The 25,029-nt window shown below is 65.3% G+C and carries 28 protein-coding genes and 1 pseudogene; 17 read left to right on the top strand and 12 right to left on the bottom strand.

All coding sequences use genetic code 11. The features are described from left to right. Window positions 1–24 precede the first annotated feature (24 nt). The 3 genes from OKW29_RS14660 to OKW29_RS14650 all read right to left on the bottom strand — a co-directional run bounded on the left by OKW29_RS14660 (window position 25) and on the right by OKW29_RS14650 (window position 1,650). Complete coding sequence (locus OKW29_RS14660; RefSeq protein WP_187626409.1) at window positions 25–873, bottom strand: helix-turn-helix domain-containing protein; 849 nt, start codon at window positions 871–873, stop codon at window positions 25–27. Window positions 874–961: 88 nt separating this feature from the next. Then, window positions 962–1,264 (bottom strand): addiction module antidote protein, encoded by a 303-nt coding sequence (locus OKW29_RS14655; RefSeq protein ID WP_429291558.1) that lies wholly within the window; start codon window positions 1,262–1,264, stop codon window positions 962–964. Further along, entirely contained in the window at window positions 1,261–1,650 is a 390-nt protein-coding gene (locus OKW29_RS14650) for a type II toxin-antitoxin system RelE/ParE family toxin (RefSeq protein WP_221307591.1), read from the bottom strand. Before OKW29_RS14650 ends, OKW29_RS14655 begins: the two co-directional genes overlap by 4 nt. 285 nt (window positions 1,651–1,935) lie before the next feature. On the opposite strand from OKW29_RS14650, the gene OKW29_RS14645 reads away from it, so the two are divergent. The 6 genes from OKW29_RS14645 (at window position 1,936) to OKW29_RS14620 (ending at window position 4,497) form a co-directional block, all read left to right on the top strand. Continuing rightward, a complete protein-coding gene (locus tag OKW29_RS14645; RefSeq protein WP_176379337.1) occupies window positions 1,936–2,304 on the top strand; it encodes a nuclear transport factor 2 family protein in 369 nt (122 codons plus the stop codon). Between the two features lie 22 nt (window positions 2,305–2,326). Next, window positions 2,327–2,608 carry a hypothetical protein gene (locus OKW29_RS14640; protein WP_429291557.1) on the top strand — a complete coding sequence of 94 codons (282 nt, stop codon included), beginning with the start codon at window positions 2,327–2,329 and terminating at the stop codon, window positions 2,606–2,608. Window positions 2,609–2,688: 80 nt separating this feature from the next. Beyond that, a complete protein-coding gene (locus tag OKW29_RS14635) occupies window positions 2,689–3,153 on the top strand; it encodes an RbsD/FucU family protein (protein ID WP_429291556.1) in 465 nt (154 codons plus the stop codon). Between the two features lie 36 nt (window positions 3,154–3,189). After that, window positions 3,190–3,597 carry a VOC family protein gene (locus OKW29_RS14630; protein WP_090806942.1) on the top strand — a complete coding sequence of 136 codons (408 nt, stop codon included), beginning with the start codon at window positions 3,190–3,192 and terminating at the stop codon, window positions 3,595–3,597. Between the two features lie 110 nt (window positions 3,598–3,707). Beyond that, a complete protein-coding gene (locus OKW29_RS14625; protein ID WP_429291555.1) occupies window positions 3,708–4,142 on the top strand; it encodes a DoxX family protein in 435 nt (144 codons plus the stop codon). Between the two features lie 82 nt (window positions 4,143–4,224). Beyond that, window positions 4,225–4,497 (top strand): hypothetical protein, encoded by a 273-nt coding sequence (locus OKW29_RS14620; RefSeq protein ID WP_184025334.1) that lies wholly within the window; start codon window positions 4,225–4,227, stop codon window positions 4,495–4,497. 20 nt (window positions 4,498–4,517) lie between these two features. Here OKW29_RS14620 and OKW29_RS14615 read toward each other — a convergent pair whose 3' ends face one another. Both OKW29_RS14615 and OKW29_RS14610 read right to left on the bottom strand, forming a co-directional pair. Beyond that, a complete protein-coding gene (locus OKW29_RS14615; protein WP_429291554.1) occupies window positions 4,518–5,978 on the bottom strand; it encodes an MFS transporter in 1,461 nt (486 codons plus the stop codon). A 154-nt stretch (window positions 5,979–6,132) separates the two neighbouring features. Beyond that, complete coding sequence (locus OKW29_RS14610) at window positions 6,133–7,434, bottom strand: MFS transporter (RefSeq protein ID WP_429291553.1); 1,302 nt, start codon at window positions 7,432–7,434, stop codon at window positions 6,133–6,135. Window positions 7,435–7,727: 293 nt separating this feature from the next. On the opposite strand from OKW29_RS14610, the gene OKW29_RS14605 reads away from it, so the two are divergent. The 7 genes and pseudogenes from OKW29_RS14605 to OKW29_RS14575 all read left to right on the top strand — a co-directional run bounded on the left by OKW29_RS14605 (window position 7,728) and on the right by OKW29_RS14575 (window position 13,653). After that, window positions 7,728–8,435, top strand: coding sequence for a response regulator transcription factor (locus OKW29_RS14605; RefSeq protein WP_429291552.1), 708 nt, complete (start codon window positions 7,728–7,730; stop codon window positions 8,433–8,435). Window positions 8,436–8,717: 282 nt separating this feature from the next. Further along, the gene (locus tag OKW29_RS14600; protein WP_429291551.1) at window positions 8,718–9,674 is read left to right on the top strand and encodes a 4-hydroxyproline epimerase; all 957 of its coding nucleotides are present in this window, start codon (window positions 8,718–8,720) and stop codon (window positions 9,672–9,674) included. Further along, the gene (locus OKW29_RS14595) at window positions 9,671–10,828 is read left to right on the top strand and encodes an NAD(P)/FAD-dependent oxidoreductase (RefSeq protein ID WP_429291550.1); all 1,158 of its coding nucleotides are present in this window, start codon (window positions 9,671–9,673) and stop codon (window positions 10,826–10,828) included. The genes OKW29_RS14600 and OKW29_RS14595 overlap by 4 nt, the downstream gene beginning before the upstream one ends. After that, window positions 10,815–11,090, top strand: coding sequence for a 2Fe-2S iron-sulfur cluster-binding protein (locus tag OKW29_RS14590; protein ID WP_184063018.1), 276 nt, complete (start codon window positions 10,815–10,817; stop codon window positions 11,088–11,090). The genes OKW29_RS14595 and OKW29_RS14590 overlap by 14 nt, the downstream gene beginning before the upstream one ends. After that, window positions 11,087–12,380: pseudogene (locus OKW29_RS14585) on the top strand (NAD(P)/FAD-dependent oxidoreductase). Before OKW29_RS14590 ends, OKW29_RS14585 begins: the two are co-directional and overlap by 4 nt. Before the next feature lie 158 nt (window positions 12,381–12,538). After that, a complete protein-coding gene (locus tag OKW29_RS14580) occupies window positions 12,539–13,306 on the top strand; it encodes an AraC family transcriptional regulator (protein WP_090806925.1) in 768 nt (255 codons plus the stop codon). Window positions 13,307–13,323: 17 nt separating this feature from the next. Continuing rightward, a complete protein-coding gene (locus OKW29_RS14575) occupies window positions 13,324–13,653 on the top strand; it encodes a hypothetical protein (protein ID WP_184025367.1) in 330 nt (109 codons plus the stop codon). 328 nt (window positions 13,654–13,981) lie between these two features. On the opposite strand, the gene OKW29_RS14570 is transcribed toward OKW29_RS14575, so the two are convergent. From OKW29_RS14570 to OKW29_RS14555, 4 genes are all read right to left on the bottom strand, one after another. After that, window positions 13,982–14,161, bottom strand: coding sequence for a tlde1 domain-containing protein (locus OKW29_RS14570; RefSeq protein ID WP_429292507.1), 180 nt, complete (start codon window positions 14,159–14,161; stop codon window positions 13,982–13,984). Window positions 14,162–14,510: 349 nt separating this feature from the next. Further along, window positions 14,511–14,765: a hypothetical protein gene (locus OKW29_RS14565; RefSeq protein WP_090810191.1), complete on the bottom strand. Its 255-nt coding sequence runs from the start codon at window positions 14,763–14,765 to the stop codon at window positions 14,511–14,513. 154 nt (window positions 14,766–14,919) lie between these two features. Then, window positions 14,920–15,252 carry a hypothetical protein gene (locus OKW29_RS14560; RefSeq protein ID WP_090806920.1) on the bottom strand — a complete coding sequence of 111 codons (333 nt, stop codon included), beginning with the start codon at window positions 15,250–15,252 and terminating at the stop codon, window positions 14,920–14,922. A gap of 168 nt (window positions 15,253–15,420) precedes the next feature. Then, the gene (locus OKW29_RS14555; protein WP_429291549.1) at window positions 15,421–17,313 is read right to left on the bottom strand and encodes a bifunctional sugar phosphate isomerase/epimerase/4-hydroxyphenylpyruvate dioxygenase family protein; all 1,893 of its coding nucleotides are present in this window, start codon (window positions 17,311–17,313) and stop codon (window positions 15,421–15,423) included. 319 nt (window positions 17,314–17,632) lie between these two features. On the opposite strand from OKW29_RS14555, the gene aroQ reads away from it, so the two are divergent. Genes aroQ through OKW29_RS14540 form a run of 3 tightly spaced genes read left to right on the top strand, consistent with a single transcriptional unit; the run spans window position 17,633 to window position 20,453 of the window. Further along, window positions 17,633–18,088: a type II 3-dehydroquinate dehydratase gene (gene aroQ / locus OKW29_RS14550; RefSeq protein WP_184063010.1), complete on the top strand. Its 456-nt coding sequence runs from the start codon at window positions 17,633–17,635 to the stop codon at window positions 18,086–18,088. Then, window positions 18,085–19,035: a shikimate dehydrogenase gene (locus tag OKW29_RS14545; protein WP_429291548.1), complete on the top strand. Its 951-nt coding sequence runs from the start codon at window positions 18,085–18,087 to the stop codon at window positions 19,033–19,035. The genes aroQ and OKW29_RS14545 overlap by 4 nt, the downstream gene beginning before the upstream one ends. A gap of 50 nt (window positions 19,036–19,085) precedes the next feature. Beyond that, window positions 19,086–20,453, top strand: coding sequence for an MFS transporter (locus OKW29_RS14540; RefSeq protein WP_429291547.1), 1,368 nt, complete (start codon window positions 19,086–19,088; stop codon window positions 20,451–20,453). Window positions 20,454–20,668: 215 nt separating this feature from the next. Here OKW29_RS14540 and OKW29_RS14535 read toward each other — a convergent pair whose 3' ends face one another. The 3 genes from OKW29_RS14535 to OKW29_RS14525 form a co-directional block, all read right to left on the bottom strand. Next, on the bottom strand, window positions 20,669–21,409 hold the full coding sequence (locus tag OKW29_RS14535) for a TetR/AcrR family transcriptional regulator (protein ID WP_090806910.1): 741 nt from the start codon (window positions 21,407–21,409) through the stop codon (window positions 20,669–20,671). Between the two features lie 105 nt (window positions 21,410–21,514). Further along, the gene (locus OKW29_RS14530; RefSeq protein WP_429291546.1) at window positions 21,515–22,804 is read right to left on the bottom strand and encodes an NAD(P)/FAD-dependent oxidoreductase; all 1,290 of its coding nucleotides are present in this window, start codon (window positions 22,802–22,804) and stop codon (window positions 21,515–21,517) included. Between the two features lie 119 nt (window positions 22,805–22,923). Next, window positions 22,924–23,856, bottom strand: a complete 933-nt coding sequence (locus OKW29_RS14525) for a dihydrodipicolinate synthase family protein (RefSeq protein ID WP_184025420.1) — start codon at window positions 23,854–23,856, stop codon at window positions 22,924–22,926. Between the two features lie 159 nt (window positions 23,857–24,015). On the opposite strand from OKW29_RS14525, the gene OKW29_RS14520 reads away from it, so the two are divergent. Beyond that, window positions 24,016–24,954, top strand: coding sequence for a LysR family transcriptional regulator (locus tag OKW29_RS14520; RefSeq protein WP_187626426.1), 939 nt, complete (start codon window positions 24,016–24,018; stop codon window positions 24,952–24,954). The last annotated feature ends 75 nt before the right edge of the window (window positions 24,955–25,029 follow it).

Here is a 25,029-nt window from a genome sequence, read left to right as displayed (position 1 = left end):
AGTGGAGTGGAGGTACGCGAGCGGCTAGCCGCGCTGGTGTTCGGCAAATTCGCGCAGCGCCGACGCGGTTTGCTGATCCGCCGGAAAGAACGCCTCGATGGCGAGTTCCGACAGCGTAACGTCCACGGGCGTGCCGAACACCGTGGTGGTGCTGAAAAACGACAGCACGCCAAGCGGCGTACGCAGCCGCAATGGCACGGCGATCTGGTTGAGGACTGCATCGTCCAGCGTCGAGGCGTCTGCATCCGGCGGCGCGGGGTAGCCGGCCAGTTCGTCGCGTAGTGCGCTCAGCGTGTCGTCGCCGCTGACGTCGATCTGCCGTTGCAGGCGGCCCAGCACATGCTCGCGCCACGCATGCCAGTTGACGATCGACGCCGCAATGCCTTGCGGATGCAGACTCAGGCGCAGTGCGTTGACCGGTGGCTTCAACAGTTCGGGACTCGCGCCGCTCAACAACGGCGCAATCGCATTGTTGGTCGCGACGATGGTCCAGTGCCGGTCGATCGCGAGGGCCGGGTAGGGCTCATGTCCTTTGAGCACCAGTTCGACGGCTTCGCGTGCGGCGGCGAGCTGCGGGTCGGAGAGGGGACGTTCGCGAAACAGCGGCGCGTAACCGGCCGCGACGAGCAGAGCATTGCGCGCGCGCAACGGCACGTCGAGGCGCTCGGCGAGATGCATGACCATTTCCCGGCTCGGTAGCGCGCGCCCCGATTCGACAAAACTCAGATGGCGGGTCGAAATGTCAGCCTCCGTGGCGAGCAGCAACTGACTCATGCGCCGCCGCTGCCGCCATTCGCGGAGAAGTTCGCCGACCGCCCGAGTGCCGATCGGCGCGGATGATGGAGCCGCTTGTGCAATAGAGAGTGTGTTCATGCCACCGATCATAGTCAAAGCGTGCAAGCAATCGATTACCTGAGAGGTAATGCCCCGCCAATTTCAGTCAACGAGACGCGTGCCCGGCTCAGGCGGCAGCCAGGCGCAACGGCACGGCGGTGAATTTGACGCCGATCGCACTCGCCAGTTTGAGGACCGTGTCCATGCGTGGCTTGGAGCCGGGCGCGAGTGTCTTGTAGAGGCTTTCGCGGCCCAGGCCCGTTGCCGCGGCGATCTTCGTGATGCCGCGTGCCTTGGCGATATCCGCGATGGCGGCGAGCAGCAGATCGGAGTCGCCTTCGTCGAGGGCGGCGTTCAGATAGGCCGCGACCATTTCGTCGTTGTCGAGGTACTTCGATGCATCGAAGCGTGCCGTTTTGATCTTGCTCATGACCGTTCCTTTCTGATGGTTGTCCACATTGCTCCGGCATGCCTGATATCCGCCTGCTGCGTGGACTTGTTACCCCCGCAGAGCAGCAGATACATCATGCGTTCCTCGCGCGCGTAGTAGACCCGGTAACCCGGCCCGCAATCGATGCGCATCTCGAACACGCCGTTTTCCAGCAACTTCGCGTCACCGAAAAGCCCGCGTTCCGCGCGGCGGAGCCGCACGAGAATTTGCGCCTTCGCCTTGAGGTCGGTGAGGCCGTGAAGCCAACGGTCGAACTCTTCGGTGCAGTTGATCGTGTACACGCGCGGTGTTTCGATCTGCGGATGATTGTATCTCCGGGGATACGGTCGTGCAAGCGAGAAAAGCGTCTCGATAAAGCGGTCCAAGCGGTCCTCCTGTTCATTGCATTGCCCGCCTCGCGATGTCGTCGGCGGGCTTCGATGAGTCACTTGAGGTTAGCGGTGCGAAGGTTTTTTGACGACTCGGCCGAATGACCTATTTGGCGAGAAAAACAGTGAAAAGCGCTGCGTGACAGCGAAGGCTGCATCCGCTTGATTACCTCTCACGTAATCGACGCAATGCGCGCGAGCCGTCAATCTTCATTCCGAGCCCGCCGCATGCGATGCGTATGCCGCGCGAAGTGCTCAGTCCTGTCAATCGAGGAGTTTGAGATGAATGCGCATACCGATTTGATCGACCGTTATTTCGACACCTGGAACGAGACCGATGGCGCGCGTCGTCGCGAGTTGATCGCGGCAACGTGGAGCGCCGATGCCGACTATCGCGACCCGCTGCTGGCGGGCGCGGGCCACGATGGCATCGACGCCATGATCCGCGCGGTGCATGAGCGTTTTCCGCATCACACGTTTCGCCGTACGACCGACGTCGACGGCTTCGCGAATCGCCTGCGCTTCTCGTGGGCACTGACGACCCCCGCGGGCGAGGCGATCGTGAAGGGCTCGGACTTCGGCGTGGTGGACGCGCATGGGCGTCTGCAAGCGGTCACCGGTTTTCTCGACGAAACCCCCGGCGCCGCCTGAGGCGTTTTTCACGGAGACGGTCATGCATCAGCCCGCCGCTGCCAAGCCCGCACAAGTCCATCTCGCGTTGCTGCGCGTCGCGGCCGCGCTCGATGCGTTATCGAGTGCGATCGCCGGTTTCGCGCTGCTCGGCGGCGCGCGGGCGTTCATGTTCATCGCACTGCTCGGTTGGCGCGAGCCGGTGCTCGGCGGCGCGGGGCTCGTGTTGCTCGCTTTGGTCGGATGGCTGCGCTGGCAATGCGGTGCGCGCGCAGCGCCGCAAGACGTCCGGCGCGCTTGCTACAATCGATCGTCGTGCGGATGAAGCGTGACACGCATCGTCTTGCGCAAAGCTCACGACCTCACCCCCTCAGCATGTTCCCAACCGAACGACCTGGAGACCCCGTGCTGAAAAATCTGGACCCGCTACTGAACGCCGATATCCTGCACGCGCTGCGCTCGATGGGCCACGGCGACGAGCTCGTGATCTGCGACGCCAACTTCCCGGCCGACGCCGTCGCGCGCGATACCGTGCTCGGCAAGCCGCTGCGTCTCGACGGCGTCGGTTCGCCGCGCGCGATCCGCGCGGTGTTGTCGGTGCTGCCGCTCGACACCTTTATCGAGCATCCCGCGTCGCGCATGGAAGTGGTTGGCGAGCCGCACACGATTCCCGCGGTGCAGCGCGAAGCGCAAGCCGAGGTCAACGCGGGCGAGGGGCGCGAGGTGCCCTTCGTGTCGATCGAGCGGTTCGCGTTTTACGAGCGGGCGCGCCAGGCATACTGTGTGATCGCGACGGGCGAGGAGCGCGGCTACGGCTGCTTCGTATTCACGAAGGGCGTGTTGCTCGCGCCGGACGCGCCACGCGTATAGTCGCTACCACCTTTCTCGATTCATCACGACAAACCCATGAGCTTCCAGCTAGCCAGTCTCGATCATCTCGTTCTGAACGTCGCCGACGTCGAAGTGAGCGCGGCGTGGTACGCGCGGATGCTCGGCATGCGACGCACCGAGTTCGCGTCGCGCACCGGCACGCGCGTGGCGATGAACTACGGTAATCAGAAGATCAATCTGCGTCCCGCGTCGGCCGATACCGTCGCCTGGTTCACGTCGCGCGAGGCGGTGCCGGGCACGGCGGACCTGTGCTTCGTGACCACCGCAAGCCCGGACGACGTCAAGGCGCACTGGCTCGCGCAAGGCGTCGCTATCGAGGCGGGGCCGGTGGAGCGCGACGGCGCGCGCGGCAAGATGACCTCGGTGTATTGCCGCGACCCGGACGGCAACCTGATCGAGGTCGCCACGTATCCGTCAGCTTGAGCGGGCTTGGAAATCGCGGCCATTGCTCATATGCTCATATGCTCAGGGGCGAGGCGGGGAACTGAGCCCGTCCATTCGGGTCTGCTGCTTATTCATTACAGGAGTCCCCCATGTCGCGTCCCGTCGATTTCGGCATTATTTTCATCGCCCGTCTTGCGCTTTCCGTGCTGTTCCTGTGGAGCGGGGTGATGAAACTGCTGGGCTATGCGGGCTTCGTCGGCTACCTGCATTCGAAAGGCGTGCCGTTCGTGCAGATCGCCGCGCCGATCGCAACCGCGGTCGAGGTGCTCGGCGGCCTGCTGCTCGTGGTCGGCTTCAAGGTACGGCCGCTCGCGCTGGTCATGGCGGCGTATACAGTCGCGACGGCGGTGCTCGGCCACGACTTCTGGAATATCACCGACCCCGTCTTGCAGCACGACATGGTGATTCATTTCTGGAAGAACATCGGAATCGCGGGCGGTTTCTTGCTGCTGTTCGTTACCGGCGCGGGGCGTCTGAGCATCGACAACGCGCGCGCGCCGCGCGGCGGACTCGGCGGGCTGTAAAGCGTGAGCGCGCGCAGTCGGCGCGGCCCGCATCCTGCTACACAGCAGGATTTCCAATCCGCGCCAATCAAGGGAGCAGATGATGATTCAGAACTTCGAGCAAATGATCGGCGGCAAGCTCACGCAACTGTGCGCGAGTCTCGGCGAAGGGCCGACGCCGCATCGTGTGATCATCAGCCTCGCCGAGTCGGCGAAGACGCTGGTGGTTCTGGATGCGTCCGGATTCATCGGCACGCTGAAGGCGGACATCGAGGACCCGGAAAAGCTGGTCGCGGATGCGATCGCCAAGGCGCGCAACGAAGGCCTGATCGAGCGCGCAATCGCGACCGGCACGATTCAGGAGGCGTCGCTGTAGGCGCCTGCATTACACACCGCTTACTTACTCGCGGCGCTCGCGCCGCGCGCAGACGATGCCGCCGCGTGCGGCTCCGGATGCACGAAACACGCGAGCACGAGACCCAGCACCAGCAGTCCCACCGAAATAGCCGTCGCCGCTTGCATCCCCGGCACGATCTGCGTCGCGGCCGCACCGCCCGCGAGCGCGCCGAAGGCCGCCACACCCACCGCGCCGCCGGCCTGGCGCGCCGTGTTCAATACCGCCGACGCCGTGCCCGCGCGTCGCGCTTCGGTCGATGCGAGCACCGCCGTGGTCATCGCCGGCACCGCGAGTCCCATACCCGACGGAATCAGCAAAAACGGCAGCAGCAGGCCAATCAGCGGCGTCTCGGCGTCGACGAGACGCAGCAGGCCATAGCCGAGACCAGCCGTGATCGCGCCGAGGATCATCGGTACGCGCACTCCCAGGCGGCCGATCACCCAGCCGCTCGCGACGTTCGAGATCAGGAAGCCGCCCGTCAGCGGCAGGAACGCGAGGCCCGCCTGCAACGGCGTGTAGCCGCGCACGCGCTGCAGGTAAAGGCTCAGCACGAACACCATGCCGTAATACGTCAGATTCACGCAGATGCCGAACAGCACCGCCGCGCTGAACGTGCGCGTGCCGAACAGCGACAGCGGCAGCATCGGGCGCGCGACGCGCGCTTCGACGAACACGAACGCACCCGCCGCCAGCAGCGCCAGCACGAAGCCGCCGGCGACCAGCGGATGCGCGAGCCCGAGCGGCCGCCATTCGATCACCGCGGCGACGAACGCGGTTAGCGCGACGATCGCGAGACACTGGCCGCCGAGATCGATGCCGCGTGGCGTCGCGCCGGTGTTGCCGCGAGCGGCGGCCGGCACGCCGCGTTGCGAGGCTTGCGGACGCGGAATCCACAGCAGTGTCGCGAGCAGGCCGGCCGCGCAGATCGGTAGATTGACGAGAAAGATGCTGCGCCAGCCGAACGCGGCGATCAGCAGGCCGCCAGCCACCGGCCCGGCCGCGATCGAAATCGCGCCGGAGGCGGTCCACAGGCCGACCGCGCGTGCCCGCAGCTTCGGTTCGTGGCCGAACGACTGGTTGAGCAGCGCGAGCGAATTCGGCAGCATCGCGGCCGCGCCGATGCCTTGCACCGCGCGTGCGGCGATCAGCATCGGGGCGTCGAGCGCGAGCCCGCAGGCCAGCGACGCGAGCGCGAACAGCACGATTCCGCACGCATACATGCGCCGCGCGCCGAAGCGGTCGCCGAGCGCGCCGGCCGACAGCATCAGCACCGCAAACGCGAGCGTGTACGCATCGACGACCCATTGCAGGCCCGCGACGTTCGCGTGCAGGTCCGCGCCGATTCGTGGCAACGCGATGTTGACGATGGTCACGTCGAGTTGCGTGACTACGAAGCCGACGCTGACGGTCGCGAGAACGCGACCGAGGGAGGGCGAAAAGGAGGGTGTGGATGAGTTCATGACTGCATCGTAAGCCCGATGCAGCGCGCCACGTTTCGGCGTGGCGTGAAGTATGGATGTCGCCGGTGCGAGCGACGGCGCGTCGAAAACCGCGCCGTCTCGGAGCGTTCCGTCGACGCGCTAGATGCGGATCGACGAAGCGAGATCCGCCGGATCAACGCGCCCGCGGCGCATCCTTGATGAACAGCGTGGTCAGCGCGCCCAGCACGCAGATCGCCGCGACGTACAGCGGCGCGGCCAGCGGGTTCGACTTCATCATCAGCGATACGGCAATCGGCGTCAGACCGCCGAACACCGCATACGCGACGTTGTACGAGAACGAGATGCCCGAGAAGCGCACCACCGGCGGGAATCCGCGGACCATCACGAGCGGAATCGCGCCGATCACGCCGACGAAAAGTCCGGCCAGTGCATACAGCGGCACGAGCAGGGACGTATCGACGGCCAACTGGCGAAACATCACGTAGTACGTGATCGCAAGCGCAATGCCGCCGACGAAAATCGTGCGACCCGCGCCAATGCGTCCGGCGATCGAACCCGCCACTACGCAGCCGATCGTCAGGCACAGCGTCGCGACACAGTTCGCGAGCAGCGCGGTGGCCGGCTCGATGTGAAATTGCTTTTGCAGCAGCGTCGGCGTCATCAGGATCACGACGACGATCGCCGCCGACAGCATCCAGGTGAGCAGCATCGACACGATCACCGCGCGGCCGTGATCGCGCAGTACGGCCTTCAGCGGCACTTCCGCGGCGATCGCCTTGCGTTGCTTCAGTTCGGCGAACACCGGCGTCTCGTGCAGCCAGCGGCGCAGATAGACCGAGAACATACCGAACACGCCGCCGATGAGGAACGGAACACGCCACGCATATTCGGAAATATCGGCCGGCGTGAAATGGCGATTGACCGCCGACGCAATCAGCGAGCCGAGCAGAATGCCCGCCGTGAGGCCGGCCGTCAGCGTGCCGCACGCATAGCCGACGTGCCGCCCGGGCACATGCTCTGCGACGAACACCCATGCGCCCGGGACTTCGCCGCCGACCGCCGCGCCCTGCATCACGCGGAACAGCAATAGCAGCACCGGCGCGAGCACGCCGATGCTCGCGTAGGTGGGCATCAGGCCCATCAGCAGCGTCGGCACCGACATCAGCAGCACGCTCAGCGTGAACATGCGCTTGCGGCCGAACAGGTCGCCGAAGTGCGCCATGATGATGCCACCGAGCGGCCGCGCCAGATAACCGGCCGCGAAAATGCCGAAGGTCTGCACCTGACGCAGCCAGTCCGGCATCGCCGCCGGGAAGAACAGCTGGCCGATCGCCGGCGCGAAAAAAACGAAGATGATGAAGTCGTAGAACTCGAGCGCTCCGCCGAGCGCGGCGAGACCGAGTGTCTTGTAATCGCTGTGCCCAAGCGGGCCGGGGGTGACAGCCTGCGCTCCACCCAGATTTGTCGCTTGCATTGCCATGTCTTTTGATGAATTGTGAGCCACGCGGGAGACGCGTGGACATACGGCGTTCGTCGGGCGAGAAGTGTGGCAGGCGCTGGGTAGAGCACGGGACACGGGCGCGCCGTCCTGATAGGGCGGGCGCGCTGACGACGGAGACCGGCGCGGATTTTACAGGATGAAAGCGGAAGTCCTGCGGAAGCGCCCAGTTGGGCGAAGAAAGCGGCGGAAAATCGGAATGCTCCGAAGGGAGGGACCGGGGTGCGGCTCGGAGAATGGCCTGCATGTCCTTGTCGAGAGTCCATCCCATGCGCGTTGCAGTTCTTCAGCGTGACCCGGTCATGCGTCAGTCCATTGAATCAAGTCTGGTGAGGGCCGGCCATTTCTGCGCGGCCTATGACGACGGCGTTGCGATGTCGAGGTCGCTCGTGCGCTCCACGATGGATTTGCTGGTGCTCGACTGGCAGGAGATGCGGCCCGCCGGCGCGGACCTGTTGCACTCGGTGCGCCGCGTGGCAGGTGAGCACCTGCCGATCATGTTCGTGTCGAACGACGGCTCGGAGGAAAGCATGGTGCGCGCGCTCGCCGGCGGTGCCGACGATTACCTCGCGTTGCCGTTGCGGGACGCCGAGTTTCGCGCGCGAGTCGCGGCGCTTCTGCGGCGCGCGTATCCGGAGCGTTTCAGCGCCGCGACCTGTTTCGAGATCGGCCCCTATTGCTTCGACACGATCCGCCGGGCGGTCACGCTGCGCGGCGAGCCGGTGCCGCTGTCGCCCACCCAGTACCGGATCGCGGCGCTGTTCTTTTCCAACGTCGATCGCGTGATGTCGCGCGACCATATCTTCGCGACGGTGTGGGGCCGCGAACTGCGCGAGTTCACGCGTACCATCGACAGTCACGTGTCACGGCTGCGTGTGCTGCTCGCGATCGAGCCGCACAATGGTTTCCGGCTGCAGCCGGTATACAGAAGCGGCTACCGGTTGCTGCAGCTTCACGACCATGTGCTCAGGGAGTGAAGATTCGCAGTCGGCGCGCACGGCGTGAGGTCGCCACGGCCAGGTATATGCTGAAATCCGCGTTGCAGCCCGTCGCGCTCGCCAGCGGTGTTCATTCTCCTTGCGTGTCCGTATCGGTTAGCCGGGTTACCGTGTTTGCACTGATGGTCGTCGACGCCGATACCGAATAGCGGGACGTTTCGCGCGCCGCGCGCACGGCGGCTCACACATCGACCCGCTATGCCGAAATCGTCTCAATCCGCGCGTACGCGCACCAAGACCCACCGGCCCGCGATTCCTACCATGGGCGACATGAAAACCCTCAACATCATCGACTCGCACACCGGCGGTGAGCCCACCCGCCTCGTGGTGTCGGGTGGCCCGGATCTGGGCGGCGGCACGCTCGCGCAACGGCTCGAGGTGTTCCGCACCCGCTTCGACGACTGGCGCGCCGGCATCGTCACCGAACCGCGGGGCTCGGACGTGGTGGTCGGCGCGTTGCTCTGCGAGCCCGACGATCCGACTGGCGCGGCCGGCGTGATCTTCTTCAACAACGTCGGCTATCTCGGCATGTGCGGGCACGGCACCATCGGGCTCGTCGTGTCGCTCGCGCACATGGGGCGGATCGGGCCGGGACGACACCGCATCGAAACGCCGGTCGGCATGGTCGAGGCGACGCTGAACGAAGACGGCGGCGTCGCGGTGCGCAACGTGCCCGCGTATCGCCACCGCAAGGCGGTGCAGGTCGACGTGCCAGGCTATGGCGCGCTGACCGGCGACATCGGCTGGGGCGGCAACTGGTTTTTCCTCGTCGCCGAGCATGGGCACGAGCTCGAAGCCGCGAACATCGCGAGCCTGACGGCTTTCAGCTCGGCGATTCGCGACGCGCTGATCGCACAGAACATCACCGGCGCGAACGGCGCGCTGATCGACCATATCGAGCTGTTCGGACCGGGTTCGCGCGAGGGCCTCGACAGCCGCAGCTTCGTGCTGTGTCCTGGCAATGCGTACGACCGCTCGCCGTGTGGCACCGGCACGAGCGCGAAGGTCGCGTGTCTCGCGGCCGACGGCAAGCTCGCCGAAGGCGCGGTGTGGCGCCAGGAGAGCATCATCGGCAGCGTGTTCGAGGCGAGCTATCGCGCGGCGGGCGACGGCGTCCACGTGATTCCGACCATCACCGGTCACGCGCACATCATGGCCGAAGGGCGTCTGTGTTTCGACGAGCGCGATCCGTTCGCGTGGGGTATCCGGACCGCATGAGCCCGGACGCGCTGATCATCGGAGCGGGTATCGTCGGTGCCGCGTGCGCGGCGGAACTGGCCGCGCTCGGCATGCGCGTCGACGTGCTCGATGCGCAGCGCATCGGCGGCGGCGCGACGGCGGCCGGCATGGGCCATATCGTCGTGATGCACGACTCGCCCGCCGAATTCGCGCTGAGCCGCTATTCGCGCGAGCTATGGCTCGAGCTCGCGCCGCAGCTGCGCGCGCGCGACGCGTTCGCGCGCTGCGGCACGCTCTGGGTCGCAGCCGACGACGAAGAACGGCAAGCCGCCCGCGCAATGCAGGCGGCGTTTGGGAGCCAAGGCGTCGCCGCGCAATTGCTGGACTCGGCCGAACTGCGCGCCTGCGAACCGGCGCTCGCACCATCGATGGCGGGCGGCTTGCGCATCGAGCACGACAGCATCGTGTATGCGCCGACCGCCGCCGAATGGCTGCTCACGCAGTCGCCGCATGCGGCGAATATCAGCGTGCGACCTGGAGCGCCGGTCGCGTCGGTCGGTGCGGGTGGCGTGACCCTGGCGTGCGGCGAGCGCACCAGCGCGGCGCACGTGGTCGTCGCGAACGGCCTCGGGGCGGCGCAATTGTTGCCGTGGCTGCCGTTGCAGCCGAAGAAAGGCCATCTGCTGATCACCGACCGCTACCCGGGGCTGATCCGTCATCAACTGCTCGAACTTGGCTATATCAAGAGCGCGCATCACGCGACCGGCACGTCGGTCGCGTTCAACGTACAGCCGCGTCCGACCGGGCAACTGCTGATCGGCTCGTCGCGCCAGTTCGAAACAACCGATCCGGCCGTCGAGATGCCGGTGCTCGCGCAGATGCTGCAACGCGCCGCGCAGTATCTGCCGCGGTTGCCGGCGCTCAGCGGCATCCGCGCGTGGACGGGGTTTCGCGCGGCGTCGCCGGACGGCCTGCCGCTGATCGGACCGGCCGGCGAGTTCGCGCCCGACGTCGGCTCTGGCTCCGCATCCCGCCTATGGCTCGCGGTCGGCCACGAAGGGCTTGGCGTGACGACCTCGCTCGCGAGCGCGAAACTACTCGCGGCGCAGATCGCGGGTCATGCCGCGCCGATTCCGTGCGAACCTTATCTACCGGTGCGTTTTGCAGAGCAGGTGGCCCATGACCGACACTGACGCGGCCCGTATCCGTTTGAGCGTCGACGGCCGCAGCATCGAAGTGAAACCCGGCACGACCATAGCCGCGGCGCTCGCGATCGCGGGTGTGCGCGGCTCGCGGCTGTCGGTCAAGGGCGAACCGCGCGAAGCCTTGTGCGGGATGGGCGTGTGCCAGGAGTGCCGCGTGACGATCGACGGTCGCGCGCACGCGCTCGCGTGCCAGACGCTATGCCGCGACGGCCAGCGCGTGCAGACACGAAACGGGACAGTACACGCATGACGCAGCACTTCGACATCGTGGTGATCGGCGGTGGTCCGGCCGGGGCTCAATGCCGCGCGAGCGGCGGCGCAGGCGGGCGCGACGGTCGCGCAGATCGATGACAACCCGCGCGCCGGCGGCCAGGTCTGGCGCCAGGGGTCCGCCTATCCGCCTAAAGCAGCGTTGCAGGCGTTGCTCGCGGCGTTGCAATCGCAGCAAAACTTCACTTACTGGCCATCGACTCGCGTGATCGCGCCGCTCGGCGCGCAAGGCTTGCTGCTCGAATCCGCCGAACACGGCGGCGTGTCGATCACCTATGACAGACTGATTCTTGCGACCGGCGCGCGTGAGCGTCTTCTGCCGTTTCCCGGCTGGACCTTGCCCGGTGCGACCGGCGCGGGCGCATTGCAGGCGCTGATCAAAGGCGGCATGCCGGTGCGCGACGAACGGATCGTGATCGCCGGCAGCGGCCCGCTGCTGATGGCCGCGCTCGCCACCGCGCGAGAGGCCGGCGCGCGCGTGGTCGCGGTGGTCGAGCAGGCATCGGCGGCCGAGGTCGCGCGTTTCGGCGTGTCGCTGCTGCGCGAGCCCGCGAAGCTGCGTCAGGCGATCAGCCTCACGCGCGGCTTCGCGGGACTGCGCTACTGGACCGGCAGCATCGTGAGCGAAGCCCATGGCGCGCAGCGCGTGCAACAGGTGACGATCCGGCGCGGTGAACGCGAGGTGACGCTCGATTGCGACCGCGTCGCGTGCGGCTTCGGACTGCTGCCGAACGTCACGCTTGCCCAGGCGCTCGGCTGCGCGATCAACGACGCGGGCGAAATCGTCATCGACGACGGACAGCGCACCTCGCTCGAACGCGTTTATGCAGCGGGCGAGTGCACGGGCGTCGGCGGCGCTGAGCTCGCTGGCGCGGAAGGCGAGATCGCCGGTCTCGTGGCGAGCGGCGCGGCGAGCACGCAACGCGCCGTGCTGGCGGCGCTCGTCGCGCAACGCGCTCGCTGGCGGGGCTTTGGCGCGCGCGTCGCGGCGTCGTTCGCATTGGGCGAGGCCGCGCGCACGCCGCCCGCCGACGCGACGCTGTTGTGCCGTTGCGAGGACGTGAGCGTCGGCGAGGTGCGCCGCTGCGCCGACTGGCGTGACGCGAAACTGCAGACGCGCTGCGGTATGGGCCCTTGCCAGGGGCGCATCTGCGGCGCGGCCGCGAGCCTGTACTTCGGCTGGCCGACCGCCGCGGCGCGTCCGCCGTTCAGTCCGGCGCAAATCGGCACGCTAATGAGCGCCGCCGAACCGCCGACTGCGGCGCCATGACGGCTCCGCGCTTACCCTCGGTAGATATTGGCGGGCGACGCGCGGCTCTATAATCGACCGCAATCAACCGCACGAGCGGGCTGCCCGGCCGCACGGCGCAGCGATCCGCGAACGCAACCTAACGCAATCAACCAGGCACGCACCCACGGAACCGCATGATGAACACGCTGGCGCATCCGCTCGAAACTGACGATACGACGCTGTCCGGCATGCTGTCGCATTTCAGGTTGCTCGAGCCGGTATTCGATGCAATGCCGGACGTCGTGTTCTTCGTCAAGGACGCCGACGCGCGGTATGCGCTCGTCAACCGCACGCTCGCTTCGCGTTGCGGCTTCAAGGAAAAGGCCGCGCTGCTCGGCAAGACCGCGGAAGACGTGTTTCCGCGCCGCTTCGGGCGCATCTATACCGCGCAGGACAAGGCGATCATCGGCGTCGGCAACCAGATGCTCGATCAGCTCGAACTGCATCTGTATCCGGGCCGTCAACCGGGCTGGTGCCTGACCTGCAAACAACCGTTGCGCGATGCGACCGGTAAGGTGGTCGGCCTCGCCGGCATCTCCCGCGATCTGAAAGCCGACGAAAGCAGCCATCCGGCATACAGCCGGCTTGCCGCCGTCGTGCAGTCGATCCAGCAGAATTACGTGCAGCCGCTGAACCTGAAGCAGCTTGCGGCGATGGCGGACATGTCGGTCGCGCAGCTGGAGCGGTACTTTCACAAGGTGTTTCATCTGACGCCGCGCCAGGTGCTCCTGAAAACGCGACTCGATGCGGCGACCGCGCTGCTGGTGTCGCACGACAAGGTCACCGACGTCGCCGCGCGTTGCGGCTACACCGATCACAGCGCGTTCACACGGCAATTCAAGGCGACCGTCGGCGTCACACCGACCGAATACCGGATGTTGCTGCACGGTACGCTGCGCGGCTGAACGGCGTCGCACGTGTCATGGCGGGTCGCGCGCACCACTACTACGTGTACGTCGTCGCGCTCGACGACAAGGTGTGGAACGAGGCGCGCTTTCGTCGCGCGAATCCTGGTTACCGTTTCGACAGGCCGTGCGTGTACGTCGGCATGACGGGGCTCGACCCGGACTTGCGCTTCGATCGGCACAAGGCGGGCATTCAGGCGAATCGCTATGTGCGCGACTACGGCCTGCGTCTGATGCCCGAACTGTACGACGTGTTCAACCCGATGCCTTACCGCGGCGCGCAGGATATGGAAGTGGAATTGGCGATCGGGCTGCGCGAGGCGGGGTATGGGGTATGGCAGGCTTGAAAGGCTTGACGCGGCCGAATTCCATTGTGACGAGCGTGCTCAATGTGCTCGCCGCCATGCGATGACGCTGGCCGGCACTACCAATGCGATGGCGACGATATATCCCGAAACGATCAGCACAAAGTTGCCCCAAGCCTCGACATCGTAGGCGTCGGGCTCCCAATTGGGATATAGGCAACGCAGTAGCCATCGAACGGAACCGGCGAACCATAACGGTATCTGGAACGATAGTTGTTGCGTGCCCCATGCGAGTGCAGTGCCTAATGCGACCCATATCCCAAGTGCACTGATGCACCATCGAAGCAATCGGGCGTCTCTCATCGCACGTCTACTCGCCCGTAAGCTCGTATGTTAGTTCCTGGTATTGACAGCGTTGGCGAGTCCGACGGATATAGCGCTGCAGCCGCTCAAAGCCAGCCAGATCTTTTACGGTAATGCAACCTTGGCTTAGATGCCTCGACCCTTCGGGATGAAGGCGGAATTGACCCCGCCGGATGCCTTGAATCATCGTCACGTCGCCGCCGTGAGGATAGGCCTCGACCGCGCCAAAGCCTGAACAGACGAATCGTGAAGTCTCTTTCCGATTGAGCTCGAAGGTACAGCTTACAGTCATTGGTTTTTGCTCCAGAATTCCCTGAGGTAACGGAGCAATGACTATTGCGTGTACGTCGGTGCCAGACAATCGGAGCGTTCTTAAAGATGCCTCGCATGTCTACGAAACTGATGCAGAAGCGCGGCGGTCTGATCTATCGCCAAAAACGTAGGCCACGCTCAATGGCTGTGCCTGAATAGAAAAAAGCCGCGTCAACGCAAAGCGCTGACGCGGCCTCAGATGACCGGGTCGCGAGCCGATCTGCTTACTTCACCCCAAGCCCTCGCAACACCGCATTACCCTCGGACGTCAGACGGATATGCGGCGTGCCCGCATCGTTCGAAACGGTCTCGACGAGACCTGCTTCGTAAAGCTGCGGAATTTCGGGTTTTGCGGATGCATCGATCGGCGCGTGCAGCAGCAGCAGCAGCGTCGCGAGCTCGTGATGGCTCAACAGACGGCGCAGGATAGTAGGCCGTTTGGCCGGTGTTTCGTTGGTGTTGATTTCGGGCTGATTCATGGAGCGCACCTCGTGCGGGGACATGTCCGGGGGATCTTGCGGACGAAGTCTTAAACGATTCTTAAGACTCCATTGTCCTGTAACACCGTGACATGAACGTTGCAATGGATCAGATTCCGGCGCCCGCAACTTCGCCTTTATGCGCCACAAGGCCTTATGGCGCGCAGGTTTTGCTTGCCGATTCGATCCACAGGTTGCTTACATGACGCTTGCCCGCATAGAAACGGTAAGTTGTCGCGCCGTTGTCGCTGCGTACCTTGACGACGTTCGAGTCGCCGAAGTCGAGCATCTGACCCTGCGGGATCCCGGTCGACTTGAACGCGGCGTTGTGATGATTGGCCATCTGCGTCAGACAGGCGACCACGTCGTCGACGGAACGCTGTGTCGTCGTGTCCGTGACGGGTTCGCCGGAATCCGGGTCTTTCTGGAAATACGCGCAAGCGCTGAGCAGTAGCGAAAGGGACAGGACTGCAGCGAACTTCTTCATATCTCTCCTGGCGTTGATTCGGCGATTCGGCTGAGCAGGCGCCATTATATCGAGACGGCGAGCCTGCCCCGATCGGGGACGCAGGTCGCGTGCCTGAAAAGACGAAATCCGTATCGACGCGGCGAGTTCCAATGACGAAGCCGCCGTCGTGCCTCCGGTGTCCGCCCGTTACTTGCGCCGCTGCGCCTGCGCCGCGAGCCGCACCGCCGCATTGGCCGCGCCGTAGCCGTCATAGCCGCCGCGCCGCTCGACGATCTCGAGGAAGAAGCGCTGGTCCAGTTGCTCCGTATAAGCGTGGAAAAACTCGCCGCCGCGTTCGTCGCGGTCGTACAGGATATTGTTCGCGCGCATCGCTTCGAGCAGCGTGTCGGACAGCGCGTAGCGGGCCGCGAGGTCGTCGTAGTAATTGCGCGGAATGCGCAGGATCGGCACGCCGTCGGCGACGAACTCGGGGAGAGCGTTGAAGATGTCGCCGGTACTGAACGCGACGTGGTTCAGTCCGGAGCCGTGATACGTGTGCAGCGCCTCGGCCACCGCCGTATGGCGATCCACCGATGCATTCAGCGCGATCCGCACCGAGCCGTCGGGGCTGCGCAGCGCGCGGCTGCGCACGAGGCCGTACGGATCGGGAACGAGCACCCCCGGCTCGGCCGGGAAGCCGAACGCGGTGCGCAGAAACAGCACCCACGTATCGAGCGCACTCGCCGGCACCGACAGACACACGTGATCGATGCGCTCGAGCGGTCCCACCTCGGTCGGGCCGTTGACGTCGGTCAGCACGAAATCGGCCTCGAACAGCGTGGGCTGATCGGGCGTTTCGTCGACGAAATAGTTGAGACTGCCATCCGGCGCCTGCACGGCCGGCAGCACGCGCTCGTTCGGCCCGATCTGGCCGGAGAACGGCGCGTAGCCAAAGCCGGCCGCGCGCTCGAATGCGTGGCTCGCGTCATCGACACGAAACGCCGATGCGCACAGCGACAAACCATGCTGCTGAAAAAACGCGTGCGCGAACGAATCGGGCTCGGCGTTCAGCACGATCGAGGCCGCGCCGTGCTGATACAGCGTGACGTCCTTCGAGCGATGCTGGCCGGCCTGGCGAAAGCGCAGCTTGCCGAGCCAGTCGGCTAGCTGCGTGCGCGTGGTGTGATCGACCGCGAATTCGAGGAACTGATAGCCGACGTGCGCGGGCGCGGCGGGCGAGCGGTACAGGCCGCCTGTCGTTTTGCGCGGCTGCTGTTGCTCTTCGAGCAACGCGCGAGTTTGCTCTTCGAGGAACAACAACGAGCGATGGCCATCGGCGGCCGTGATCGTGGTGGGGGCGGCGCGAAAGCCGTCGTTGAAGATTTCCAGCGAAAGCGGGCCCTTGTAGCCAGCTTTGACGACCTGCGCGGTGAAGTTCGCGAGATCGAAGTCGCCCTGGCCGGGGAAGCAGCGGTAGTGGCGGCTCCATTCGAGCACGTCCATCGCAAGCTGCGGCGCGTCCGCGATCTGCACGAACGCGATGCGCTCGCCAGGAATGTCGGCGATCGCGTCGGGCGTGTCGTTCAGCGACAGCGTATGAAAGCTGTCGAGCACGAGCCCGAGATTCGGATGATTCACGGCGTCGACAAGCTTCCACGCGTGGCGATAGGTCTTTACGTGCCTGCCCCAGGCGAGCGCTTCGTAACCGGCGACCACGCCAGCCGCTTCGGCCGCGCGGGCGAGCGCGCCCAACTGGTCGATCATCAGCGAGTCGTCGCAGATCGTGTCCGGCGACACGTTGCTGCACACGAGGATGCGGTCCGTGCCTAGCTCGTGCATTACGTCGAACTTGCGCTTCGCGCGGTCGAGATTACGCTCGAGCCGTTCGGGACTGACACCGTCGAAATCGCGAAACGGCTGGAACAGCATGATCTTCAGGCCGAGGTCGTCGGCGATGCGGCGCACGTCGGCGGGCGAGCCGTCGAAATACAGCAGGTCGTTCTCGAAGATTTCGACACCTTCGAAACCCGCCGCGCGGATCGCGCTCAGCTTCTCGACGAGGGTGCCGCTAATCGACACGGTGGCAATCGAACGTTGCATGAACGGCTCCTGCAAAAACGGACAAACGAGGGGGAAACTCAGAGAAAAACCGCGGCGGCGCGCTTGGTGGCGCGGCCTGCCGGGCTTGCTGCAATGCGCAAAAATGAGCTAGTTCGTTACGCACTGAAGCAAGACGCAGGCCCGAATACCCCACACTACCCGGGAGTTTCGACAGTCTATACAAACTAACTAGATGGTACAAATTCGTAGAAACCCCGAATGACGACGACGGCCGATGCGCGCACACTTCGCCATGCGTCGAAGAACCGCCGCGGGTGCCGCGGTTCGAGTCGCGCCTTATTTTGCGGGAGTCGTTGTCATGAGCTTTGCCTCCGTACTGGTCCTGAACGGACCGAACCTCAATCTGCTCGGCACGCGCGAGCCGGCCATCTATGGCGCGCAAACGCTCGACGACGTCGCGAAGCTGTGCCGCGACGCGGGCGAGCGCCTCGACCTCGCGATCGACTTCTGCCAGTCGAACGCCGAGCATCAGCTGATCGACTGGCTGCACGCGGCGCGCACCAAGGTCGACGGCATCGTGATCAATCCGGCCGCTTACACCCATACGTCGGTCGCGATCGCCGACGCATTGAGCGCGATCGAAAAGCCCGTCATCGAGGTGCATATCTCGAACGTGCATCGGCGCGAAGCGTTCCGGCATCACTCGTACGTGTCGGCGGTGGCGGACGCGATCATCGTCGGCTGTGGCACGCAGGGCTATGTGCTCGCGCTGGAACGGATGGCGACGATTCTTAAGAATAGGGCGGCGAAATGAACACTCAAGCGAACACTCAAGCGAACACTCGGGGAAATTCCCGGACCGACGCGCAGATCGCCGCGTTGGCCAATGCGCAGGCGAGCTTGCGGGCCACTCCCCACTCCTTTCTGGTCGGCCTGATCGGCTCGGGCATCAGCGGCTCGCTCACGCCCGCGATGCACGAGGAAGAGGGCAGCAAGCTCGGACTGCACTATGTCTATCGACGCATCGATCTCGATGCGCAGAAGCTCGACACCGCCGCGCTGCCGGAGCTGCTGACGGCGGCCGAACGGATGGGTTACAACGGCCTGAACATCACGTATCCGTGCAAGCAGGCGGTGATTCCGCTGCTCGACGAACTGTCCGACGACGCCCGCGCGCTCGGCGCGGTCAACACCGTGCTGTTCAAGGACGGCAAGCGCATCGGTCACAACACCGACTGGTCCGGCTTCGCGCGTGCGTTCCAGCGCGGCTTGCCGGACGTGTCGCTGGAACGCGTCGTGCAGCTTGGCGCCGGCGGCGCCGGCGCGGCGGTCGCGCATGCGGCGCTGAACATGGGCGCGCAGTCGCTGACGCTGTTCGACGTCGATGCCGCCCGCGCGCAGTCGCTCGCCGACGAGTTGCAGGCGCGTTTCCCGAAAGCCACGGTCAGCGCGGGCACGTCGCTCGAAGAATCGCTCTGCGCCGCGCAAGGCCTGATTCACGCTACGCCGACCGGTATGGCTAAAATGCCGGGCCTGCCGCTGCCGGCCGAATTGCTGCACCGCGACCTGTGGGTCGCCGACATCGTCTATTTCCCGATTCGCACCGCGCTGCTGCAGGCGGCCGAGGCGCTTGGCTGCCGCACGCTGAGTGGCGGCGGCATGGCGGTCTACCAGGCGGTCGACGCCATGCGTATTTTCACGGGCCTCGAGCCGGACGCCGAGCGCGTCTACACCCACTTTCAATCGTTGTTGCAACGCTAACCGGCCGCGTAGAGACCGGCACCCAAGCTGATCGAGGAGACAAGCACGCCATGACGCAATCGTTCCAATCCAGCTCCGCGGGCTCGCCCGCGCAGAACAAGGCGGCGAGCCCCGCGCGCCGCTCGAAAGCCCGTTACAAGATCCTCGCGCTGCTCGCGGTCGGCACGATGATCAACTATCTCGACCGCACCGTGCTCGGCATCGCGGCACCGCAGCTGACGAAGGAGCTCGGCATCAACGCCGCGCTGATGGGCCTGCTGTTCTCCGTGTTTTCGTGGAGCTACGTGGCCTCGCAGATTCCGGGCGGCCTGTTTCTCGACCGCTTCGGCAGCAAGCTCACATACTTCCTGTCGATGACGTTCTGGTCGCTCTGCACGCTCGCGCAAGGGCTCGTGGGGAGCATCGGCGGCCTGTTCGCCTTCCGTCTCGGCCTTGGCGTTTCGGAGGCGCCATGCTTTCCGACCAATAGCCGCGTGGTCGCCACGTGGTTTCCGCAAAGCGAGCGCGCGATGGCGACCGGCACCTACACGGTCGGCGAATATATCGGCCTCGCGTTTTTCAGCCCGTTCCTGTTCATGCTGATGGGCGCATTCGGCTGGCGCTCGCTGTTCCTCGTGGTCGGCGGCGTCGGTATCGCGTTCGGCGTGGTGTGGTGGCTGCTGTATCGCGAGCCGCGCGATCATCCGTCGGCGAATCAGGAAGAGCTCGACTATATCGAGGCGGGCGGCGGTCTCACGCAACGCAACAAGGATGTCGCGGGTGCAGCCGATACGGCGGCATCGAAGAAGAGCGGCTTCCAATGGGGCACGATTGGCCAGCTGCTCAAGCATCGCCAGTTGACCGGCATCTGCCTCGGCCAGTTCGCGGGCAATTCGACGCTGGTGTTCTTCCTCACGTGGTTCCCGACGTATCTCGCCACCGAACGTCATATGGCCTGGCTGAAGATCGGCTTCTTCGCGATCATGCCGTTCATCGCGGCTTCGATCGGCGTGATGTTCGGCGGCGTGTTCTCCGACTGGCTGCTGCGCCGTGGCAAATCGCCGAACGTCGCGCGCAAGCTGCCGATCATCGCGGGTCTGCTGCTCGCGTCGACGATCATTCTCGCCAACTATGTCGAGAGCAACGTCGTGGTGATCGCGATTCTGTCGGTGGCGTTCTTCGCGCAGGGCATGGCCGCGCTCGGCTGGACGCTGGTGTCGGATATCGCGCCAGAGGGCTTGCTCGGCGTGACCGGCGGCATCTTCAACTTCGCCGCGAACCTGGCGGGTATCGTGACGCCGCTCGTGGTGGGCCTGATCGTCGCGGCGACCGGTTCGTTCGTGGGCGCGCTGGTGTTTATCGGTGTCATCGCGTTGATCGGCGCGCTGTCGTATATCTTCGTCGTCGGCGATATCAAGCGGATCGTGCTGGTGGATTGAGTCTTCCCGCTGAGCCGTCGCTTCATGTGACGGTCGTGGTTCCCTTCGAATCCCCGCTTGTCGTCGCGGTGCGGCGGCAACCACGTCGACTGCCGTCACCGGTTTGCCGGGGCAGTAAGCCGCTGAACGCGCTGCGTCTCGCGAAGCGATAAAAAACGGGATGTGGCTTTCACCACATCCCGTTTCCATTTCAGCCGGTCGCCGCGCAACCGGCGTCAATCGTCCTTCTTCACGAACCGCAAGATCGCATCGACGATCATCGCCCGATGCCGCGCCCGCAGCCGCGGATGCGACGGATCGCGCCCAAACGCGGTGCCGAACGTATGCCGGTTGCCCACGCGATGGAAACACAGCGAGCTGATCATCAGATGCAGATCGATCGGATCGATGTCGCTGCGGAACTGGCCCGCCGCGATGCCGCGCGCGAGCAGATCCTCGATCGTGTGAATCACGGTGACGTTGCGTCCTTTGAACGTCTTGACCTGCTCGACGTACTTCGCGCCGTGAATGTTTTCGATCGTCACGAGGCGCACGAAATCGCGCTGGCGGTCGTGGTAGTCGAACGTGAATTCGACCAGCGCGCGCATGCCTTCGACCGGATCGAGTTCGCTGATGTGCAGGTCCTGTTCGAGCGCGCGAATGTCTCCATACACCTTTTCCAGCACGGCCTGGTACAACCCTTCCTTGCTGCCGAAGTAGTAGTACAGCATGCGCTTGGTGGTGTTCGTGCGTTCCGCGATCGCGTCGACGCGGGCACCCGTCAGCCCCATCGCGGAGAACTCCTGGGTCGCGACGTCGAGGATGTTGCGCTTAGTCTGCTCGGGATCGTATTTGCGTGGGGCGTCCACACGCGGGGCGTCGGTACGCCTGGCGCCGGTACGTCGCGCGTCGGCGTGCGGCGTGCCAGACACGATGCCGTTGGTATCAGGCTCGGCGGCCTTGCTTCCCTTTTTCATTGTGGTTTCGAGCGGCAGTGACGGCGCATTCTAGCATGGCGAAACGGGCCTCTGGCGTGGGTCCCGGGCATCGACGAAGGCATCTCGAAGGAGCTTGCGGGGCGCTTACGCGACCGGGCGCGTGGGCCGGCGGCGCGCGGCGAGTGCGTCGCGTGTTTGCATCGCGGTGTACGTGAGCTGCGCGGCCGCGAGGCCGAGCGCGCCGTACGCGCGCGTGAGGCCGAAGGTCGCGAAGGCGTCGGGCACCGGCCGTTCACCGGAGATAGCCGCGGCCAGCAGTTCGCCCGACACCGTGGTCGGCGCCATGCCGTGTCCGCCGAAACCGACCGCGTACCAGACGCCGTCCGTGCTTTGGCCGATCTGCGGCATCTTGTGTCGCGCGTAGCTCATCAGGCCGCCCCATGCGTGCTCGATGCGCACGTCGCGCAGCTGCGGATAGACCTTCAGCAGGTCCTGTCGCAACAGACGCGCGATCGCCTCGGGCTCGCGGTCGCGCACGGAGATGCGGCCGCCCCACAGGATGCGCGTGTCGGGCAACGGGCGGTAGTAGTCGAACGCGAAGCGGGTGTCATAGATCGCGGCGCGGGTGGCGATTGCGTCGTGCAAGCGTTCGCCGAGCGGCTCCGTTGCCATCACGTAGGTGGCGATAGGCAGCACCGCGCGCTCGACGCGCGCGTACACGTTGCGTGCATAGCCGCCGCCCGCCATCACGACGTGACGCGCGTCGAGCGCACCTTGCGGCGTCTCGACGACGAAGCCCGCGCCGTCGCGCCGCAAGCTGACGACCGGCGAGCGCTCGTGTATCGTCACGCCCGCTTGCGCGGCCGCCGCGGCGACGCCGACAACGTACTTGAGCGGATGAAAATGGAACGCGTTGCGCTCGAACAGGCCGCCGTGATAGCGGCTCGTTTTCAGTTGCGCGGCGAGTTGGTTGGCAGCGATCGGTTCCCAGTCGATGCCGAACGAATCGCGCATCAGACGCCGTTGGGCTTCGAGACGCGCCGGTTCGTCGAACCAGTTCGCGAGGATCACGCCGGCATCGGTCGCGTCGCAATCGATCCGATAGCGTGCAATTCGCTTGCGCATCAGCTCGACCGCGTCGGTGGTCAGCGCATAGAGTTCGCGGGCGCGAGTCGGCCCGAGCGTCTTCAGCAGGTCGGCGACATCGAGGCTGTAGCCGCCGAACACGAAGCCGCCGTTGCGTCCCGATGCGCCGAAGCCGACCTGCTGCGCCTCGAGCACGACGACGTCTTCGACGCCGCGTTCGGCGAGTCCCAGCGCGGTGGAGAGTCCCGCAAGTCCGCCGCCGACGATGCAGACGTGCGCGCTGCGTCGGCCGTTGAGCGGCGCGCAGGCGGAGGAGCGGGTGACGGTGGCTTCGTAGAAACTTTGCATGGGGCGCGAGCTTGTGGACACGCTTTTGGACACGCCCTAGGTTAGCGGCAATCGCGTGTGCCCGTCCAGCCCGCGTGAGCCCGCACGTCGACAGGCGCCCCGCCGCGCTTCGTTCTGCGTTATCGACCCCAGCGCAACACCAGCGGATCGAGCCGGCGTGCGATCTTCAACAGTCCTTCGCGCGTCGCCGGATGCATCTGCGGCAGCGGGTGACGCACCGCGTCCGAACCGATCACGCCGCCTTCCTTCATCAGCGCCTTGCACGATGCGAGGCCGCCCTGGCGATTCTCGTAGTTGATCAGCGGCAGCCACTGTTGATAGTGCGCGGCGGCGGCCTCGGTATCACCGGCCGCATAGGCATCGACGATCAGGCGGATGCCATCGGCATAACCGCCGCCCGTCATCGAGCCGGTCGCGCCCGCATCGAGGTCGGCCATCAGCGTGATTGCTTCCTCGCCGTCCCACGGACCGACGATCGCGTCGCCGCCCAGTTCGATCAGCTCGCGCAGCTTGTTCGCGGCCTGCGGCGTTTCGATCTTGAAGTACGACACGTTGTCGATCTCGCGCGCCATGCGAGCGAGGAACGGCGCGGACAACGGCGTGCCGCTGACCGGCGCGTCCTGGATCATGATCGGAATCTGGATGGCATCGGACACCGTACGATAGAACTCGTAGATGCCGCGCTCGCCGATGCGGATCGTCGCGCCGTGATACGGCGGCATGACCATCACCATCGCGGCGCCCGCGGCCTGCGCTGCGCGGCTGCGCTCCGCGCACTGGTACGAGCTGAAGTGCGTGGTCGTGACGATCACCGGCACACGGCCCGCGACGTGTTCGAGCGCAAGATGCATCAGTGTGTTGCGCTCGTCGTCGGACAGGGCGAACTGCTCGGAGAAGTTCGCGAGAATGCACAGGCCGTTCGAGCCGGCGTCGATCATGAAATCGAGGCAGCGCTTCTGACCTTCGAGGTCGAGACGCCCGGCGTCGTCGAAGATCGTCGGCACGACGGGGAAGACGCCGCGCAGGGCGGGAGAGTGTGACGCTTGGCTCATGGCGATGTGGTCCGTACGGGGATGGAAGGATTGCGCTCGAGCCCGCGAACGGGCGGCGCAACGGGATGTATGTCTCCTTCGGCGACTATACGGCGCTGGGCCTCGCGGGTATATTGAATTGTTTCCATATCGTGATCGCTTTTGCGACTCACCCCACCGATGAAAGACACGCTCAGCGTCCTGCTGTCGAAGCTGCGCATGAAGCAGCTGCATCTGCTGATCGCGCTCGACGATCACAAATCGCTGCACAAAGCGGCCGGCGTGATGTCGATGACGCAATCGGCGGCGAGCAAGGCGCTGCAGGAGCTCGAATCGATGCTCGACGCGCCGCTTTTCGAGCGCTCGAAAAGCGGCATGATCCCGAACCAGCTCGGTCATTGCGTGATCCGATACGCGCGCGTCGTGACGTCGGACCTCACCGCGCTCTGCCAGGACGTCGCCGAAATTCGCTCGGGGCGCGGCGGACGGCTCGCGCTCGGCGCGATCATGGGCGCGATTCCCGACTGCGTGGTGCCCGCGCTGAATCAATTGCATGCGGCGCAACCGGGTCTGGCGATCGAAGTGGTCGAGGACACCAGCGCACGAATGCTCGCGCAGCTCGACGACGGGCGGCTCGATCTGGTGGTCGGCCGAGCGGCGGTCGCGGCCGATCCGTCGAAGTATCAGTATCGTCCGCTCGGCGACGAGCCGTTGGCGGTGGTGGTCGGTTATCAGCATGCGCCGTTGCCGCGCCGCGAGATGATGTTGCGCGATCTCGCCGGGCATCGCTGGGTCATGTATCCGTCACACATGCCGCTGCATGCGCTGCTCGAACGCGAGATGGATCTCGCCGGCCTCGACATGCCCGACAATCCGATTTCGACGGCTTCCACGTTCGTGACAGTTGCACTGCTGCAAAGCAGCGCCGAACTCGTTTCGCTGCTGCCGAGCGCAATTGCCGGGCCGTTCGTGCGGCACAAGATGCTGCGCGTCGTGCCGGTCAGGCTCAAATCGCCATCGCAGACGTTCGGCATCGTCACGCGCAAAGGCGGCGTGCTGTCGCCGCCGGCGGAGCGGTTTATCGCGCTGTTGCGTGCACAGACGAAAGCGCGAATTTAGGCGCGGCGCAAACAGGTTGCTCAGCTGTCCGCCCGGTTGCCGGTAAGAATGCCAGCCAAAAAGCGACTTTCTTTC

It is taken from the genome of Paraburkholderia sp. CI3 (assembly GCF_050436505.1).
Classification (GTDB): Bacteria; Pseudomonadota; Gammaproteobacteria; order Burkholderiales; family Burkholderiaceae; genus Paraburkholderia; species Paraburkholderia tuberum.
This window is presented reverse-complemented; position numbering and strand designations above follow the sequence as displayed.